This window comes from Microbacterium sp. K27 (assembly GCF_004794435.1).
Classification (GTDB): domain Bacteria; phylum Actinomycetota; class Actinomycetes; order Actinomycetales; family Microbacteriaceae; genus Microbacterium; species Microbacterium maritypicum_A.
This window is the reverse complement of sequence record NZ_SSDK01000036.1, coordinates 131607-147003: the sequence shown is the minus strand read 5'-3', so window position 1 is coordinate 147003 and position 15397 is coordinate 131607. Positions and strand designations below refer to the sequence as shown.

Annotated in this window: 10 protein-coding genes; 8 read left to right on the top strand and 2 right to left on the bottom strand. The window is 68.9% G+C overall.

The window, feature by feature from the left end:
* Positions 1–97 precede the first annotated feature (97 nt).
* Both DW307_RS07980 and DW307_RS07975 read left to right on the top strand, forming a co-directional pair.
* The gene (locus DW307_RS07980) at positions 98–5638 is read left to right on the top strand and encodes a DUF11 domain-containing protein (protein WP_136024463.1); all 5541 of its coding nucleotides are present in this window, start codon (positions 98–100) and stop codon (positions 5636–5638) included.
* A 238-nt stretch (positions 5639–5876) separates the two neighbouring features.
* On the top strand, positions 5877–6740 hold the full coding sequence (locus DW307_RS07975; RefSeq protein WP_136024462.1) for an EamA family transporter: 864 nt from the start codon (positions 5877–5879) through the stop codon (positions 6738–6740).
* Here DW307_RS07975 and DW307_RS07970 read toward each other — a convergent pair whose 3' ends face one another.
* Complete coding sequence (locus DW307_RS07970; protein ID WP_021201215.1) at positions 6741–7397, bottom strand: response regulator; 657 nt, start codon at positions 7395–7397, stop codon at positions 6741–6743.
* A 227-nt stretch (positions 7398–7624) separates the two neighbouring features.
* Between DW307_RS07970 and DW307_RS07965 the strand changes: the two genes are divergently transcribed.
* The gene (locus tag DW307_RS07965; protein ID WP_021201214.1) at positions 7625–8767 is read left to right on the top strand and encodes a sensor histidine kinase; all 1143 of its coding nucleotides are present in this window, start codon (positions 7625–7627) and stop codon (positions 8765–8767) included.
* A 254-nt stretch (positions 8768–9021) separates the two neighbouring features.
* On the opposite strand, the gene DW307_RS07960 is transcribed toward DW307_RS07965, so the two are convergent.
* Positions 9022–9765 (bottom strand): GntR family transcriptional regulator, encoded by a 744-nt coding sequence (locus DW307_RS07960; protein WP_029259976.1) that lies wholly within the window; start codon positions 9763–9765, stop codon positions 9022–9024.
* Positions 9766–9934: 169 nt separating this feature from the next.
* On the opposite strand from DW307_RS07960, the gene DW307_RS07955 reads away from it, so the two are divergent.
* The 5 genes from DW307_RS07955 to DW307_RS07935 all read left to right on the top strand — a co-directional run bounded on the left by DW307_RS07955 (position 9935) and on the right by DW307_RS07935 (position 15397).
* Positions 9935–10864, top strand: a complete 930-nt coding sequence (locus tag DW307_RS07955; RefSeq protein WP_136024461.1) for a phosphate/phosphite/phosphonate ABC transporter substrate-binding protein — start codon at positions 9935–9937, stop codon at positions 10862–10864.
* A gap of 108 nt (positions 10865–10972) precedes the next feature.
* A complete protein-coding gene (gene phnC, locus DW307_RS07950; protein WP_136024460.1) occupies positions 10973–11803 on the top strand; it encodes a phosphonate ABC transporter ATP-binding protein in 831 nt (276 codons plus the stop codon).
* A complete protein-coding gene (gene phnE / locus DW307_RS07945; RefSeq protein ID WP_136024459.1) occupies positions 11800–13557 on the top strand; it encodes a phosphonate ABC transporter, permease protein PhnE in 1758 nt (585 codons plus the stop codon). The genes phnC and phnE overlap by 4 nt, the downstream gene beginning before the upstream one ends.
* Complete coding sequence (locus DW307_RS07940) at positions 13554–14693, top strand: TIGR03364 family FAD-dependent oxidoreductase (protein WP_136024458.1); 1140 nt, start codon at positions 13554–13556, stop codon at positions 14691–14693. Before phnE ends, DW307_RS07940 begins: the two co-directional genes overlap by 4 nt.
* Complete coding sequence (locus DW307_RS07935) at positions 14690–15397, top strand: phosphonatase-like hydrolase (RefSeq protein WP_029267500.1); 708 nt, start codon at positions 14690–14692, stop codon at positions 15395–15397. The genes DW307_RS07940 and DW307_RS07935 overlap by 4 nt, the downstream gene beginning before the upstream one ends.

The window sequence follows — 15397 nt, the reverse complement described above, 5'->3', positions numbered from 1 at the left end:
CCGAAGGCGGGTCTACCACTTTCGGCTACACCCGGGTTAGCCTTCCAGCGGGGGAGATGCCGGTTCGGGCTCTTCCGTGAACCGGGGAGAACTTCACATGCGTGCACACCCACGTCTGTCCATTCGTCGCGCCATCGCGGGGGCGACTTCGGTACTGCTGCTGGCTGCTGGCCTCACCGTCGTCACCGAAGCGGTCGCTCCGACATCGGCATCGGCGGCGCAGACCCCGACCAGCTGTCAGGGAACGGTCGCCCTCGTCAACGGCGGGTTCGAGGCGCCGGTGATCCCGAACGCCTCGGTGTCGCTCCCCGACGAGAATCAGGTCCCCGGGTGGTTCACGAACGACAGCCTGAACCAGATCGAGCTGTGGAGCAGCGGATTCAACGGCGTCACCGCCGCCGCGGGGCGGCAGTTCGCCGAGCTCAACGCGAACAGCCCCAGCCGGCTCTATCAGGACGTGGCGACGACTCCGGGCCAGACGCTGTCGTGGTCGCTCAAGCACCGCGGGCGCACCGGGACCGACGTCATGCGCGTCGTGATCGGCACCCCGACCGGAGCCCTCGTGCAGAGCGGCCCCAACCTCTCCGACGGGAACACGGCCTGGGGCGCGCACACCGGCACGTACACCGTTCCCGCGGGTCAGACGGTGACGCGCTTCGGCTTCGAGGCGGTCAGCTCGGCTGGTGGCAGCGCTTCCGTCGGCAACTTCCTCGACGACATCACCTTCGGAACCGGCCCCTGTCTCATCACGAACAAGTCGGTGACCAATCTGACGCGCGGAGGCACGACCGCTGAGGTGGGCGACACGCTGCGCTACACGGTCACCACGAACAACGGCGGCGGGAACCCGGCGCTGCAGTCGGTGTCGTCCGACGTGCTCGCCGCAGGGATCGACTTCGTCCCGGGCTCGCTCAAGATCATCAGCGGAGCGGGCACGGGTGCCCTCACCGACGCCGCCGGCGATGACCGCGGCTCGTACACCTCGGGGAGCCGCACGGTGCAGGTGCGCCTCGGTGACGGGGGTACGGCCACTGCAGGAGGGTCCATCGGTGTGGGAGCGAGCACGAGCTACACCTTCGACGCCAAGGTCAATGTCTCGGCCGCGGCGACCACGATCGTCAATGAGGCACGGGTCGCCTTCCGCGACAACGTCGTCGGCCAGGACCGCACCTCGGTCAGCCAGGAGACCCAGACCCCTGTGAACGCCGCCGCCGACCTGGCGATCACCAAGAGCATCGACACGGATCCGCTGGTCGCCGGCCAGCCGGTGACGTTCACGATCGGTGTGACGAACAACGGCCCGCAGACTGCGACAGGGGTGACGGTCACCGACCCCATCCCTGCAGGCATCACGAACGTCACGGTCGACTCGGGTGACGTGACGTGCACCGTCACCGCGACGGTGAGCTGCGCGGTACCGGACATGGCGGTCGGGCAGAGCACCGAGATCAAGATCACCGGAACGCTCTCCCCGTCGGGCGACCCCGGGGCCTCGTTGTCGAACACCGCCACGGTCTCGGGCACCCGCACCGATCCGAATCTCGCGAACAACACCGCGAGCGTCGTCAGCACGATGTCCGCCCAGACCGACGTGTCGATCGTCAAGACGTTCTCCCCGTCCACGCCGGTCGCCGGCGAGCAGGTGACCTACACCCTCTCGGTCTTCAACGCCGGGCCGTCCGAGGCGCGCAACGTCGTGGTCACCGACCCGCTGGACCCGGACACGACCTTCATCAGCGCCGATCCCGGCCAGGGCACGTGCACGGCTCAGGGGTCGATGCTCACCTGCCAGGTGGGTACGCTCGCCCCCGGCGCGAGCTCCGTCGAAACCTTCGTCGTGGTGGAGATCAACCCCGGCGCCACCGCTGTGCTGCAGAACACCGCGACGGTGACGACCAGCACGACCGACACGAACCCGGCGAACAACGTCTCGTCGACCAGCTTCCAGCCCGATGTGATCGCCGACATGGCCGTCGTGAAGACGGCCTCCGCCGCGCAGGTCTCGGCCGGCGACACGATCGACTTCACTCTCGCTGTACGCAACCTCGGTGCGTCGGATGCCGTGAACGTGGCGCTCGTCGACACCGTGCCCGAAGGGTTCTCGGTGACGGGTGTCGACGCCCCGCCCGGCGCGACGTGCACATCCACCGCGAGTTCGATCATGTGCACCTGGGCGTCGTTCCTCGTCGGGGGACCGTCGAACGTGGTCGTGCACGCTCTGGTCGACGCCGATGCACCCGTCGGCACCGTGACGAACACCGCGTCCGTCGCGGCCCCCGCGGCCGACCGGGACACCACGAACAACTCCAGCTCCGTCGACGTCGAGGTCGTCCAGAGCGCTGACCTGAGCATCGTCAAGACGGCGCCGACGACGGGCGAGCCGGGGAGCTCTTTCACGTACACGCTCCGGGTTGCGAACGCGGGGCCCTCCGTCGCCCGCGGCGCCTCGGTCTCGGACACGCTCCCGGCGGGATTCCTCGACGTCGTCGTCAACGGACCGGGCTGCTCGATCGTCGGAGGGACGGTCGGGTGCGAGCTCGGCGACATCGCTCCCGGTGGATCGGTGGCGATCGAGGTCACGGGCACGTGGAGCACGACCGCGACGGGCGTGGTGTCGAACACCGCGACGACCACCTCCGGGACTCCGGATCCGAACACCGACAACAACACCTCGACGGTCGACGTCACGCTCGCGCCGAACGCCGACGTGAGCGTCGTCAAGACGACCTCGACCCCGACGGTTCCGCTCGGCGGGACCGCGACGTTCGAGGTCACGGTCACCAACGAAGGTCCGTCGGCGGCCGCCGGCGTGGTGCTCGACGAGCTGCTCCCCGTCGGGTTCATGCTCACCGGAGCCACGCCGTCGACAGGCACGTGGTCCATGGAGGACGCGCGCTGGACGGTGGGCACCCTGCTGCCGGGCGACTCCGAGACGATCACCGTCACCGCGACCGTCAACACGGAAGGACAGCTGACCAACACCGCGACGGCGAGTTCGCGTACGCCGGATCCTGACACGTCGAACAACACCGGCACCGCGTCGGTGACCGTCACGCCCTCCGCCGACCTCGCGATCGTCAAGACGATCTCGGCGAACCCGGCTCCTCTCAACGGCGCCGTGACCTACACGCTCGTCGTGACCAACAACGGGCCGAGCATCGCCTCCGCCGTCGCGGTCTCCGATGCCCTTCCCGCCGGCCTGCTGAATCCATCGACCGCCACCCCCGGGTGCACGATCACCGGATCGCAGCTCGCGTGCACGCAGCCGACCCTCGCGGTCGGCGCCACCTTCACCGCGACGGTGAGCGGCACGGTCGACCCGTCGATCGCGGGTGCGACGCTGTCGAACACGGCGACGGTGACATCGAGCACTCCTGACCCCGACCCGAGCGACAACACGTCGACGGTGACCGTTCCGGTCTCGGGAACGCCGCAGGTCGAACTCGTCAAGAGCGTCAGCGCTCCGACCGACACCGACGGTGACGGACGCATCGGTGCGGGTGACACGGTCGCCTACACCTTCACGGTCCGCAACACCGGCGACGTCACGCTCACCAGCGCCGCGATCACCGACCCGCTGCTCGGCGGTGCGGTGGCGTGCGCGGCCTTCGCCGCACCTTTGGCGCCGGGCGGAGCGGTGACCTGCGCGCCGGTCTCGTACACGCTCACGCAGGCGGATGTGGATGCCGGAACGGTGCGCAACACCGCCGCGGTAACGGCCGAGTCGGCCCAGGGCCCCGCGACCGACGATGCCGAGGCGAACGTCACGATCGCGGCGACCAACGGCATCAGTCTCGCCAAGAACCCGTCGACCGTGGTCGACGTGGACGGCGACTCCGCCGTCGGAGCCGGTGACACGATCGAGTACACGTTCACCGTCACGAACAACGGCACGACGACGCTGCGCGACGCGGTGATCACCGACCCGATGCTCGGCGGAACCGTGACGTGCCCCGAGCTCGATGGAACCGCGCTCGCACCGGGGCAGTCGGTCTCCTGCACACCGATCACCTACACGCTCACCCAGGCCGACATCGACGGCGGGCTCGTGCACAACGAGGCCGCGGTCACGGCGAACGCACCGATCGGCACGGTGACCGACACCGCGCAGGCGGACGTGGACATCACCGGTACCGCGGCGATCGAACTGCTCAAGAACGTCGGGCGCGTGCTCGACGCCGACGGCGACGGCTTCATCGGTGCCGGTGACACGGTCGACTACACCTTCTCGGTGCGCAACCTCGGCACCACCACCCTCACAGGTGTGGTGATCACCGACCCGATGCTCGGTGCGGGAACCCTCTGCGCAGTCGGTGCTCTCGCGCCGGGCGGCACCTCGGACTGCGGCTCGTTCACGTACACGCTGACCCAGGCCGACATCGAGGCCGAGATCGTCCGCAACACCGCCACGACGACCGGCACCAGCCCGCTCGGTCCGGTCAGCGACGACGCATCGGCCGACGTCGTGATCACGGGCACGAGCGCGATCGAGCTGACCAAGACCCCGGGAGCGATCGCGCTCGGGGAAGACGGTCGGGCAGGAGCCGGTGACACGGTCGGCTACACGTTCACGATCCGCAACAGCGGCACGACGGTGCTGCGCGACATCCTCCTCGACGACCCGCTGCTGGGTGGCAGGGTCGACTGCGCCGCTCTTGACGGTCTCGAGCTGAGTCCGGGTGACGAGGTCACCTGCGGGCCGGTCGACTATGTGCTCACGCAGCAGAACGTCGACGACGGGACCGTGCACAACGTGGCCACCGTCGAGGGGCAGTCGCGCAACGGCAGCGCCGACGCCCAGGACGAGGCCGACGTGCGCGTCGCGGGCACCGACGACATCACGCTGCTGAAGTCCGCGGCAGCCGTGGTCGATGCCAACGGCAACGGACGCACGGATGCCGGTGACACCATCGCGTACACGTTCACCGTGACGAACGCGGGCACGACGACCCTCACAGGCGTCACGGTCAGCGACCCGCGCCTCGGGGCGGCGGTCACGTGCGATGCGACCGAGCTCGCCCCGGGTGAGTCGACCGTCTGCGCGGCCGGCGCCCCTGCCGTGCTCACGCAGGCCGAGATCGATGCGGGCGAGATCGAGAACACGGCCACCGCCACGGGAACCGGCACCTCGGAGATCCCGCCGGTCGCGACCGACACCGTGGTGACCCCGCTCGTGGCACAGCCGGCCATCGCGCTGACGAAGACCGGCGGCGACTACGTCGATGCCGACCGCAACGGGAAGATGAACGCGGGCGACACCATCGCCTTCCGGTTCACCGTCACCAACACGGGAGCGGTGACGCTGACGAACGTGAAGATCGACGACCCGAAGCTGGGTGGCGTCGTCGACTGCGCGATCCCCGCCCTCGCTCCCGGCGCCACGGCGAGCTGCGGTCCGGTGACCTACGCCCTCACCACGGCGGACATCGCGGCGAGCACGGTCGTCAACGTGGCCACGGCGAGTGGCGTCGGCGGGGCCGTGACGGTCACGGCTGCCGCCACCGCGACGGTCGACCTGAACGGGCTCGCCGCCACGGGTGGCGTGATCACCGGAATCGGCTGGGCGCTCGCGTTGCTCGCGGTCGGTGCCCTGGTGCTGCTGATCGCCCGCGTGCGTCGCCGCGACATCGAGGTCTGACGCCGCTCCATCCGCACGACGCGCCCCGCCCGATGATCGAGCGGGGCGCGTCGTCGTTTCCCCGCCGTTCATCCGATCGCGTTAGGCTCGTCCCGATAGCGCCTAGGGTTCCGGGGTTCGCGCCCGTCTGGTCCGAGCGGCGCCACGGCCCTCCTCCACAGGAGAGCCGTCATCTGACAGGACAAAAGCCCGGAGGACCCTGTTCGTCGCGCCGCGCGTCGGACGGAGGGGTCTCGTCGTGTCTCCACTCGCCTTCGTCCTGGTCTTCGGCGCCGCCATAGCCCACGCGGCGTGGAACATCATCGCGCACGGCATCAGCCGGGCCGGAGCGCCGTTCCTGTGGTGGGGATCGGTCGGCAGCACGGTCGTGTGGATCGGCGCGGTGCCGTTCACCGGCGGTCTCGGGGCCGACGACCTGGGGTCGTTCGCCCTCGGCGTCGCCGTCTCGTCGGTGCTGCACGTCGGTTACATGGCGGTGCTCCAGCGCGGGTACCGGGAGGGCAACCTCTCCACCGTCTACGCGACGGCGCGGGGCACGGGCCCCTTCCTCTCGGTGATCGTGGCCGTGCTGCTGCTCGGCGAGCGTCCTTCGGCGGTCGCGCTCGTGGGCGTCGCCGCCGTGATCGTCGGCGTCGTCGCCATCGGACTCGTCGACCGGGGGAGAGGGGCGGGTTCTCGGCGGCTCGATCCCGGCATCGTCTTCGGGCTCCTCACCGGTGTCGCGATAGCCGTCTACACGATCTGGGACGCGCACGCGGTACGCACCTGGGGCCTCTCGCCGGTCGCGTTCATGGTCGGAACCACGCTGCTGCAGGTGCCGTTCTACTCGATCGCGGTGCGTCGGCGCTGGGGTGCGGTGTGGGCGCTCGGGCGCACGCAATGGCGCCGCATCCTGGCCTTCGGCATCCTGTCGCCGCTGTCGTACATCCTGGTGCTGACCGCGATCCAGATCGCACCGGTCGCGCTGGTGGCCCCCCTGCGCGAGGTCAGCGTGGTGCTGGTGAGCCTGTTCGGGGTGTTCGTGCTGCGGGAGTCGCGTCCCGCCTGGCGGATCGCGGCGTCGCTCGTCGTCGTCGCGGGGATTATCCTGCTCGCGTGGTGATCAGCGGAAGCTGACGAGACCAGCGTGCGCGGCCGTCACGAGGATCTGCACGCGGTCGCGCAGGTGCCACTTGGACATCATGCGGCCGAGATGCGCCTTCACCGTACCCTCGGAGACGATCAGCGCCTTGGCGATCTCGGCGTTCGACATGCCCTGGGCGAGGCAGTGGAGCACCTCGACCTCGCGCTCGGTGAGCGGCTCGAGGGCGTCGGCGTCGGCCGCCACGGGCGTAGATTCGCGGACGTGCTTGATCAGCATCGAGGCGATCCGGGGAGAGAGGGAGCTGGCGCCGCTGTGCACTTCGCGGACGCCCGTGACGATGTCGTCGGCGCTGGAGTCCTTGAGCAGGTAGCCGGAGGCGCCGGCGCTGAGCATCGGAAGCACCGTGTCGCTGCCGTCGAGCGTCGTCACCGCGAGGACGCGGACGTGCGGCCAGCGCTCGGCGATCACGCCGGTGGCCTCGATGCCGTCCATCTCGGGCATCTGCACGTCCATCATCACCACATCGGGCTGCTCGCGTTCCACCGTGGCGATCGCCTCGAGGCCGTCCTCGGCCTGCGCGATCACGGTGATCTCCGGGTCACGCGACACGAAGTGCGACAGCGCCGAACGGACCAGTGGATCATCGTCGACGATCACGACACGGATTTCCTGCATAGGGGGAAGCCTAACGGCGGGAGCGCTTCGATGACGTCATGTAGACCTTTGGCCAAAAACCTCTAGACGTGAGACAGATGTGCGCCGCGTTGTTCGCCGAGAAGATGAATACAGACATCGACGAACGACTACATAATGGAGGTGAACGTAATGACTTTCTGGCAGCAGGTTGGCAAGTTTTTTGGTCTCGTCCGCTAGCGTACCTGGCGAATAGGAGATAGTGAACCATGGCCTTCGACCAGTCCACCCGACGATCTGCGGATTCGTTCCGGTTGGGTCGGGGCGAGAAGCTCAGCGCGATCGAGCGGATCGTCGTCCTGGTCATCGTCTCCATCACCATCGCCACGGACGTCATAGGTTTTTTCACCACGCCGGGTGTGAACCCGGTCGCACTTTTGGTGAGCGTCGCATGTACCGCAGCGTTCGCCCTCTATCTCTGGAATCCACTCATCGCGACATGCGCCCTCGGCGTCGTGTTCGCGACATCATTCCTCGTGGGAACCGAGTCCCAGGTTCTGACCGCAGCCGCTGTCGCGGCCGGGCTGGTCATGAGGCTGGGATGGACCTCCCTGATCCTGTCGTACACCGGTGCGTTCCTCATCGCCGCAGCACTCGTCGCCAACGGCGATGCCGACACCGATGTGAACGTCGGTCTGTTCCTCATCTTCGCCACGGTGGCCGGAGCTGTCGGGTTCGCCCTGCGGCTCGCCTTCGCTCGGGGCAGTCGCCTCGAGCGCGAACTCGAGGAGCGCGCGGAACAAGAACGTCAAGCAGTGCTCGCCGAGCGACGATGGATCGCCGGTGAGCTGCACGACAGCATCGCGCACCACCTCACGGTGGTGGCGCTGCACGTGCAGATGCTCGAAGACCCCGAGACCAGCACCGATTCGCAGGAAGCGATCCGTGTCGCCGCGCGCAAGGCGATGACCGATCTTCGCTTCGTGATCGAATTGGCGGACGACGGTCCGCAGTCGTCCAGTGTGCAGACGGGCGACCTCGCAGCGGCGATCGACGAGGCGCAGAGCGAGTTCGAATCCGCGGGTCACTCCGTGGCCCGCGACGGAGACCCCCGCGACGAGCGCATCCCGCGTGCCGTCGAGATCGTCCTCGCGCGCATCGTGCGCGAGTCCGCCACGAACATCCTCAAATACGCAGGACCCGGTGAGGTGCAGATCGACCTCGCCGTGGACGACGACGTCGCCCACCTCACGCTGCGCAGCCCGCTCCCGACGACGCCGCGCCGCGAGCTCTCCTCCAGTCGCACCGGCCTGGGAAGGATGGCGGAGCGCGTCATGGGCGCGAGCGGCGAGTTCAGCGCCGGCGAAGTCGAGGGATTCTGGGTCGTGTCGGCCCGACTTCCGGTCGTCTGATGCTCTAGAGTGTGTGAGCACCCCTTCCACGATCCGCGAGAACCTAGACGAAAGTCTAAGGAAGTCTCGACGTTCGACCCTGTGGAACGCGTTGCAGCCTCCAGTAATCTGAAGGCTCCCCAGATAAAGCGTCCCCAGCGCTGCGATCGCGGGCGCGGTCTTTCTGGCTTCTGAAACACCTTGCGCGCTCGCGATCGCCTTCTGCGTTAACGGCCGATTCTCCGGCCTCCCGACCGGTGCTCATGCACGTCCTGCTAGGCGCCGACGGCACGCATGAAATGGCCGTCGGTGGAGATCCCCGACGCGGCGACCGTGAAGCGCACGACCTCGCTCAGGTAGCGGTCCTCCGAGGCCTCGAAGATCCGCCCCTCCGCATCGCGCGACGTGCGTGTGAGGCGCAGGATGGGCGTGCCACGGGGCACGCGCAGCAGCGCGGCATCCTGGTCGTCGGCGGCCACCGCATCGATGACGTGCTGCAGCGTGACGATCGGGTGTCCGACGGAGCCCAGGTACTCCGTGATCGAGACTTCGTCGAGGTTCACCTCGAACAGTCGTCGTCCCGCGACCTCCGTGTAGTGGAGGCGCTCCAGCATGGTCGGGCGGCCGTCGAGCAGGCGCAGCCTGACCACGCTCACGATGGTGTCGCTCGCGTCGACGCCGAGTGCTGCTCCCAGATCGCCGGCGCGCCGCAGGCTCAGCTCCTGCGTCTGCGCCCCCGGGGTGACGCCCAGCTCCCGAGCCCAGCGCGTGAACGGCACCGACACGTCGACGGCCTGATTGGCCTTGCGGGCGACCACGCGCGCCGGCCGCCCGCGGCTCGTCTCGATCAGACCTTCGCCGCGCAGGGCGGCCAGGGCATTGCGGATCGGACCGCGAGATGTGCGCCACTTCTCGGCGAGGTCCGCCTCGGTCGGGACGTCGTCGCCCGGGCGCAGGGTGCCCGCCGCGATCTGCGCGCGAAGGTCGTCGGCGATCTGGGTGTACACAGCTTCGGCCACATAGGTACATTACTTCGCCATCTCGGTGGGCGCGATCACGTTCGAGGAGTGTTCATCCAGGCGAATGCTCGGTAAACGAGCCCTGAACTCTTCCGAGTTAGGTACATATCTCGGCGTGGCACCTGAGAGAGTCTTCCGTGGATCACCCCTCACACCCTGAAAGGTCCTCATGAAGCTCCGCGCTCTTCCCGCCCTCGCCGGCGTCGCGCTCCTCGCCCTCGGCCTCGCCGCCTGTTCCGGCTCGGCCGACGCAGCCGGCACATCCGGTGCCGACGAGTCGTCCTCCGCCAGCGGATTCGCGGTCGACGAGAACACGCTCGTCTTCGGCGTCGTGCCCGACTCGGTCGACACCGAGACGAATTACCAGCCGCTCATGGACTACATCGCCGAGATCACCGGCAAGACGGTCGAGTACCACGAGTCGACCGACTACGCCGCACTCATCGAGGCCGCGGTCGCCGGCAAGGTCGACGTCGCGTCCTTCTCCGGATTCACCTACGTCACCGCCACCAACAACGGTGCCAAGCTCACCCCGATCTCCTCGATCGTGACCGAGGAGGGCCAGGAGCCGGGCTACTTCTCGCAGGCGATCGTCCCGGTCGGCAGCGACATCACGAGCATCGACGACTTCAAGGGCAAGAAGGTCTGCTTCGTGGACCCGTCGTCGACCTCGGGCTACCTGTTCCCGTCGTACAACCTGCTCAAGGCCGGCATCGATCCCAAGACCGACATCACCCCGGTGTTCGCAGGCAAGCACGATGTCAGCGTCACGAAGGTCGGCGAGGGTGTGGAGTGCGAGGCGGGCTTCGCCGAGGACTCCGAGGTCGAGAAGTCGGACAAGGTGAAGGTCGTCGACGAGACGATGGTGCCCGGTGCGCCGCTGGTCTACTCCTCCACGCTCCCGGACGACGTCTCGAAGAAGCTCATCGACGGCCTCGCCGAGATCACGATCGACGACATCATCGCCGCGGGCATCGACGGTGCCGACACCGACGCCTTCCGCAGCGTGTTCTACGCCACGAAGCCGGTCGACGACGCGTACTACGACCTGATCCGCGACATCTGCAAGGAGACCGAAGCAGAGCAGTGCAAGGCCTGAGCCCGGCCTGACCGCTTCCCCTCACCCGGCGCCCTCCGTCCCTTCCGTCGCGCACGGACAGGACGGAGGGCACCACCGCACGACTCACGACACCACAGGAGCTACGACATGACCGCCTCGGCATCCGACGCCCTCATCCGCCTCGACGGCGTGACGAAGACCTTCGGGACGACCACTGCACTGAAGGATGCCTCGCTCGAGGTGTCCCGCGGCGAGATCGTCGTGCTCCTCGGCCTCTCCGGCTCGGGGAAGTCGACCCTGCTGCGCCACCTCGACGGTCTCGAGACCCCCACCGCGGGCTCGGTCGAGGTGCTGGGCTCCCAGGTCCCGGCGCTGAAGGGCAGGGCGCTGCGCGACCTCCGCAGCCGCGTGGGCTTCATCTTCCAGCAGTTCGAGCTGGTGCCCTCGCTCACCGTGCTCGAGAACGTGCTCACCGGCTCGCTGTCCGGCGTGCGCGGACCGCGCCTCGGCCTCTGGGGATACTCGCGTGCCGCCAAGCTCACCGCACTCGAGCACCTCGATCGCGTCGGTCTGCTCGACCGCGCCTACCAGCGCAGCGACACCCTCTCGGGTGGGCAGCAGCAGCGCGTGGCCATCGCCAGGGCCCTGATGCAGAAGCCCGACATCCTGCTCGCCGACGAGCCGGTCGCCTCGCTCGACCCGGAGTCGAGCGAGCAGGTCATGGCGCTGATCCGGGAGATCGCCGCCGACGAGGGACTCACCGTCGTCTGCAGCCTGCACCAGGTCGACCTCGCGATCTCGTGGGCCGACCGCATCGTCGGTCTGCGTCACGGCGAAGTGGTGCTCGACACTCCGACCGGTGACCTCACCAAGGCCGAGGTCATGGAGATCTACGGGCGCGTCGCCACCACGACCGCCGAGATCCGTGCCGTGGCCGAGGAGCTCGTGGAGGCGGCTGCGCAGGTGGCCGCATCATGACGGCCCTCGACTCCGCGACGGATGCAGCCACCCGCGGCGGTGGGCCGGTGCCTCGGGGCGGCGGGCAGACGGTCGCCAAGCGCGCCCCGAAGCGTCCGATCTCGCCGGAGCGGATCGCGGCATCCCTCACCCTGGTCGCCCTCGTGGTGCTCGGCATCCTCGCCGTCCGCGATGTCGACATCTCCCTCCCGGCGATGGTGCAGAGCTGGGGCAACGCCGAGAACTTCATGGCACGCGTCGGCGGTCTCACCTTCCCCGCCCCTGGCGACCTCGCCTGGCTGATCGCCCTCACCGTGGGACTCGTGCTCGTGGGCACGCTGCTCGCCGCCGTGCTGTCGGTGCCGATCGCCTACCTCGCCGCCGCCAACACCACGCCGGGCAACGGATGGCGCGCAGCCGCGCGGTTCATCGGCGTGCTCACCCGTGCGCTTCCCGACGTGGTGCTCGCGATGGCGTTCGTGCTGATGTTCTCGCTCGGCACCCTTCCCGGGATCCTCGCCATCGGCATCCACTCGATCGGCATGATCTCGAAGATGTTCGCCGATGCGATCGAGCAGATCGATGAAGGCCCCCGCCTCGCCATCCGTGCGGCGGGCGGCTCGAAGATGCAGGAGTTCACGTCGGGCATCCTGCCGCAGGTGCTGCCCAGCTGGGTGGCCACCGTGCTGCACCGCAACGACATCAACCTGCGCGGCAGCGTGGTTCTCGGCTACGTCGGCGTCGCCGGTCTGGGCCTGGAGATGTCGTATGCGTTCAAGTCGCTCAACTACGGCAAGGGCCTCGGCATCGCCCTCGTGATCTTCATCCTGTGCGTCGCGATGGAGATCGTCTCGAGCATGGTCCGCGGCGCGATGCTCGGCGAGCAGAAGCACACCCGATCGTGGATCGACAGGATCCTGCATCCGCGTCTCGGCGCGAACGCCGCATCGGCACCCGACGCCCGCCCCGCCTGGGCGGCCAGCCCGGAGACCGCGGTGCGGCGGCCCTGGACCGCGCAGCGCGTGCGCCACACGATCGCCGGCGTCGTCGCGGTGCTCGTGGTGATCGGCAGCGTCGTGGTCAGCCAGATCAACTGGATGGACCTCATCACGTTCTGGGCAAAGCTGCCAGAGGTGGCGGCGAAGTTCTGGCCGCCGTCGTTCGGCAACTACGACGCGAGCGCGATGTTCCAGGCGATGCGCGAGACCGTCGCGATCGCCCTCGCGGCCACCGTGCTCACCCTGCTCCCGTCGTTGCTGCTGGGTTCGCTCGCGGCACGCAACGTCGCCCCGAGCTCCGGTGCCCGTGGCACGGCACGTCTGCTGCTCGTCGGCATCCGGGGCATCCCGGAGCTGATCCTCGCGATCGTGCTCGTGGTCATCACCGGACTCGGCGCGCAGGCCGGCGTCATCGCTCTCGCCATCGGCGGCATCGGACTGCTCGGCAAGCTCATCGCCGACTCCTTCGAAGAAGTGGACCGCGGACCGGAACGCGCACTTCGCGCGGTGGGCGCGACGCGTCTGCAGACCTATACCTCGGCGACAGTGCCGCAGGGCATGCAGGCGCTCATCGGCCACAGCTTCTACATGCTCGACACGAACATCCGCGCGGCGACGATCCTCGGCATCGTCGGCGGCGGCGGCGTCGGCTATTACCTGCTCAACGCCAGCCAGGGCTCTCGCTACGAGACCGTGACGGCGATCGTGCTGATGATCCTCGCCACCGTGCTGGTGGTCGAAGGGCTCGCGATGTGGATGCGGAAGGTGTTCCGATGAATCGTCCTCTCGACACGGCGGACGTGGTCGTCGTCGGCTCCGGGATCGTCGGTCTGGGTGCGGCGTACGCGGCGGTCCGGCGCGGTCTGCGCGTGATCGTGGTCGACCGCACCGAGGCACCGGTCGGCGCCACGATCCGCAACTTCGGGCACCTCTGCATCGGGGCTCAGGGCGGGGAGGCCCGGCGGTACGCCGACATCTCGCACGACCTGTGGCTGCGCCTCTCCCAGGATGCGGGCTTCTGGCTGCGCGAGTCGGGCACGCTGGTCGCCGCCCGGCACGACGATGAGCTCGCCGTGCTGGAGGCCGCGTCCCGCGAGGGCGGGATCCGGATGCTGGATTCCGCGGAGCTCCTGCGTCTCGCCCCGCTCCGTGCCGAGGGACTCATCGGCGGCGCGCACATCGAGACCGACCTGCAGACGGATCCGCGCACCGCGGCGGATGCCATCGTGCGTCACCTGGCTCGTCAGGGCGTCGAGTTCCGCTTCCGTACCGCCGTCACCGCGGTCGGAGACGGACGTGTCGAGACCACCCGCGGTCCGATCGCCTGCGGGAGCGTCGTCGTCGCCGTGAACCACGACATCGATCAGCTGCTCCCCGAGGTCGCCGAACGGCACGGGGTGGTCCGCTGCGCCCTGGACATGATGCGGGCGGCCGTGTCGTTCCGGCATCCGCTCGCCGCGCCGCTGCTCACCGGCTGGTCGCTCGTCCGCTACGGTCGGTTCTCCGACGGACCCGAGGCCGCCGTGCTGCGCGAGCGCCTGCACACCGAGCGGCCCGACCTCGCCGCGATCGACCTCAACCAGATGTACACGCAGCTCCCCGACGGCACGCTCATCATCGGCGACTCGCACGCGACGGCCGTGGCCCCGGCGCCGTTCCAGCCCGAGGCCGCCTTCACCGCCTTCCTCAGCGAGGCGGAAACGCTGTTCGATGCGCCGGCGCCCCGCGTGATCGAGCGGTGGCAGGGCGTATACGCGAAGGGGCGGCAGGAGTTCCTGATCGACCGGACCGACGACGGTGTGCTGGTGCTCGCCGCCACGACCGGCATCGGGATGACCACAGGGCTGGGGCTCGCCGAAGAGAATCTCACCGCCGCCTTCGGGTGGGCGGCAGCAATGGAAGGAACATCATGACCACTCCTCTCGAACTCGTCGTCCTCGACATGGCGGGAACCACGGTGCTCGACGACGGCGTCGTGGAACAGGCGTTCCAGCGCGCCGCCGAGCGCACGGGCGTCGCGGACCGGATGCCGTGGGACGAGGCGCTCGACTACGTGCGTGTGACGATGGGGCAGTCGAAGATCGATGTCTTCACGCACCTCTCCGGTGGCGACGCCGAGTCGGCGGCACGGGCGACCGCCGCGTTCGAGGGCGCGTACGCCGAGATCGTCTCCGAGCAGGGAATCTCCGAGGTCCCTGGCGCCGCCGACGCGATCCAGGGGCTGAAGGATGCCGGGTTGACGGTCGTGCTCACCACCGGCTTCGCCCCGGTGACCCGCGACGCCCTGATCGACGGTCTGGGCTGGGGCGATCTCGTCGACCTCGTCCTGTCGCCGATCGATGCCGGACGCGGGCGTCCCGCCCCGGACCTGGTGCTCACCGCGCTGCTGCGCACGCAGACCGCCTCTGTCCAGGCCGTCGCTGTCGCCGGCGACACCGTCAGCGACGTCGAGTCGGGCCGCCGAGCCGGTGCCGGATTCGTCGCGGGCGTGCTGACCGGTGCACACGATCGTCCGGCGCTGAGCGCCGCAGGGGCGGATGCCGTGCTGAGCGATGTGACCGCCTTGCGCGGCGTGCTCGTCCAGCGCGAACTGCTCCCGCTCGTCGCCACCTCCTGA